The 2,836-nt window shown below is 74.2% G+C and carries 2 protein-coding genes and 1 pseudogene; 2 read left to right on the forward strand and 1 reads right to left on the reverse strand.

The annotated features are described in order from the left end of the window. Both RIF68_RS33340 and RIF68_RS33345 read left to right on the forward strand, forming a co-directional pair. Nucleotides 1-644, forward strand: a pseudogene (locus RIF68_RS33340) (ATP-binding protein); the annotation flags it as partial. A gap of 86 nt (nt 645-730) precedes the next feature. Then, on the forward strand, nt 731-2,059 hold the full coding sequence (locus RIF68_RS33345; protein WP_309055202.1) for an SUKH-4 family immunity protein: 1,329 nt from the start codon (nt 731-733) through the stop codon (nt 2,057-2,059). A gap of 62 nt (nt 2,060-2,121) precedes the next feature. On the opposite strand, the gene RIF68_RS33350 is transcribed toward RIF68_RS33345, so the two are convergent. Continuing rightward, nucleotides 2,122-2,553 carry a hypothetical protein gene (locus tag RIF68_RS33350; RefSeq protein WP_309055204.1) on the reverse strand — a complete coding sequence of 144 codons (432 nt, stop codon included), beginning with the start codon at nt 2,551-2,553 and terminating at the stop codon, nt 2,122-2,124. Between the last annotated feature and the right edge of the window lie 283 nt (nt 2,554-2,836).

Here is a 2,836-nt window from a genome sequence, read left to right on the forward strand (position 1 = left end):
AGGCCGTACCCGCCGAGTCGCTCGGCGCTGCCGCCCGTACCTACCTGCGCACGGCTCCCCTGCTGACCCGTACCGAGGCACCCGCCGCGCTGCGCGCGGCCCTGCTGGAGACCGCCTTCGTGGAGGATGGTCTGCCCGAGTACGCAGAAGCCCTGCACCGGCTCGGCCTCGACCTGCCCTGGCAGACGTTGTGGAGTCTGCCCGTGCCCGGTGTCAGCGCCGTGACCGTCGGCAGCCTGCCGGGTGCCGAAGGCCCGGCCGTGCCCGTGGCCGTCCTCGTCGTCCCGGCCGGCACACCCGGCGCGCTTCCGGTCGGCGGTCCCGGCACGGAGTCCGGTTCCGCGGCCCTCGTCCAGGGTCTGGTGCGGCCGGACGACCTCGGTGGGGCGGGGCCCGGTCCCGATCTCGGGCTGGTCCGGCGGCCGTCCGAACAGGAGCGGGCCGAGGCTCCGCTCGGGCTGAGCCGTGGCGCCGACTACCTGCGCGTCTGGGACCGGGCGAGTGGGGAAGTCGTGGCGGCGCTGATCTCCGACACCTCCTTCACCGCCGCCGACCTGTCTCCCGACGGGATCCTCCTCGTCGCCTCCAGGCACGGGGTGAAGGCTCTGCGCATCCACCTCGATGGACCGGCGCTAGCCTCTTAGGCGCGCACGGCGGTCCCTTGCCCCGCGTCGGTGCCCCGCCCTTTTCTCTCCTCCCCCGACCGATCCGCTCTCGAAGGAGCCTCCTCGTGACCAGCCAGGAGCAGGCGCTCGCCCTCGCCGACCGGTGGCTCAATCCGGAAGGCTCGTCCGAGCCCCGCCGCGAGGTGCGGATGCGGGAGTTCGAGCTCGGCTGGGTCGTGTGGGCCGCGCCCGCGGCGCCCGAGACCGACCCGGAGACCGGTGAGCGACGTCCGCCGGCCGAGGTCGGCACCGCGTGCGGGGTCGTGGACCGCCGTACCGGCGAGCTGACGGTGTGGCCCTCGGTACCGGTCGACGAGGTCGTCCGGATGTACCGGCGGAAACACGGTGGCGGCGCGCAGGGCAGCGCCGGGGCTGAGGACGCGCCCCCGGTCACCGGTCCCGGCAACACCGCGGTCTTCACGTACACCGACCCGGCCACCGGCGAGGAGACCACCCTCTTCCGCACCTCCGGCCCCGGGCTGCCCCCCGCCGAGTACCAGGCATGGGGCGAGCTGCGGCGCCTGGACGTGCCCGCCGACGACGTCCTCGCGATCCACACCGACCTGCGTCCCAGCCTGCTCCCCGGCGGCTACCCGGCCGAACTCCTCAACGCCTTTCCCAACGCCCGGCTCTCCTGCTCACAGGAGTACGGGGCGCGGCCCGAGACCCGCGCCGAGGGCATCGCGGCCCTGGTCGAACAGGTGGAGACCTTGCACCGGATCGCGGGCCGGCAGCCACCACCCCGCCCGCACCGGCTGCCGGTCCCGGACCGGGTGACGCCCGCGGAGGCGATGGACGACGCGGCCCTGGGACGGCACCTCGCCGAGGTCTTCGGCGAGGACGGCGTACGCCGTTACGACGCCGGCACGCTCGCGGGCACCCCGCTGCCGGAGGCCACCAAGGCCACGCTCGACGTGGCGGGGCTGCCCGTCGACCTTCCGCTCTTCTTCACGGCCGACCGGCCCGAGGCGCCTCCGGCGGGCGGCCTGTTCACCGATGTGGCCACGAACCTGCGCGCACGGCACAGCCCGGCCGGCGAGGAGAGGATCGGCGCGCTGGCGCACCTGGTCCGCATCGGCTTCGACGGGGTCGCGGTCATCACGGTGCAGTGCCCGCCGGGTGTCGGCCGACCTGACGGGTACGGCACGGTCTGGGCGGTGGACCCGGTCACCGCCACCGCGCGGTACGTGAACGGGTCGGCCGCCGCCTTCGCGCGCTGCCTGGCCCTGCTCGCGACCGCGCGGCAGGGGATGCGGGGCCTGGATCCGGTCGCGGCCGGGTCGGAGGTCGCCGCGTTCCAGGAGCGGCTGGCGGCCGTCGACCCTTCCGCGCTGGGCGATGCGGACGCCTGGTGGTCGTTGATCGTCGAGCAGATGTGGCACGGGCTGTTCTAGGGAGGCTTCTCGCGGGTCGCTACGCGGCGGGGGTCCATCAGCTGTCAGAAGCCCTCCCGTGATCAGTACAGCGAGAATCCGCCGCTGTGCCGTCCCTGGGTGCCCTTCCTCGGCTGCGACAAGTCCCGCCGCGGCTTCCTCGGTTCGGACGGCGCCCCGGCAGGGCTGCCGCCCGTAGGTGTCTCCCCGCGCCTGATCCGCTCGCGCTCCTCCTCGGAGAGCGCCTCCCAGCGCCCCCGCAGGGACTCCATGCCTCCACCGCCCAGGGCACGGGCCATCGCGGGGTCGTGCAGGGCGTCGCGCAGGGCCAGCCGGCCGGTGAGCAGCCGCTTCGCCGCGTCCTGGAGGTCCTTGCTCGCGCCGTCGGCCTGGGAGAGCCTGCGCAAGGCGGAGTTCAGCGAGCGGATCTGGGACGGTTCCAGTGCCTCGTCCAGTACACCCCGCTCCGGCGGGGGGTCGTGCCGGTCCGGTGTCTTCCCGGGTTGCCCTGTCATGTCGGCGCCTCCTCGCTGGTCCCCACTTCTCGGCACCTGAAGTATCTCCCGTCACTCACGAGTGTCATGCTGACCTCTTCGGCGGCCGGGAAGAAGGGTGGCGGTGTCATGGCGCGAACGCACAGCACGGGAAAGGACCGTCCTTCCTCCGGGCCGTCCGGAGCCTCCGGTCCGGTGGCCGCCGCCCTGGGCCGCCTCGGCCGGGCAGGTGGCCTGGTCTTCCTGCTGGCGGGACTGCTGCTGAGCGGCTGGGGCGCGTACCAGGGGACGTACCTGGCGTGCC

It is taken from the genome of Streptomyces sp., from assembly GCF_031178505.1.
In the GTDB taxonomy this organism is placed as follows: Bacteria; Actinomycetota; Actinomycetes; order Streptomycetales; family Streptomycetaceae; genus Streptomyces; species Streptomyces gulbargensis.

Coding starts and splice junctions, on each gene's coding strand:
- RIF68_RS33350 (WP_309055204.1), bottom strand. CDS start 2,553: ATGACAGGGCAACCCGGGAAGACACCGGACCGGCACGACCCCCCGCCG.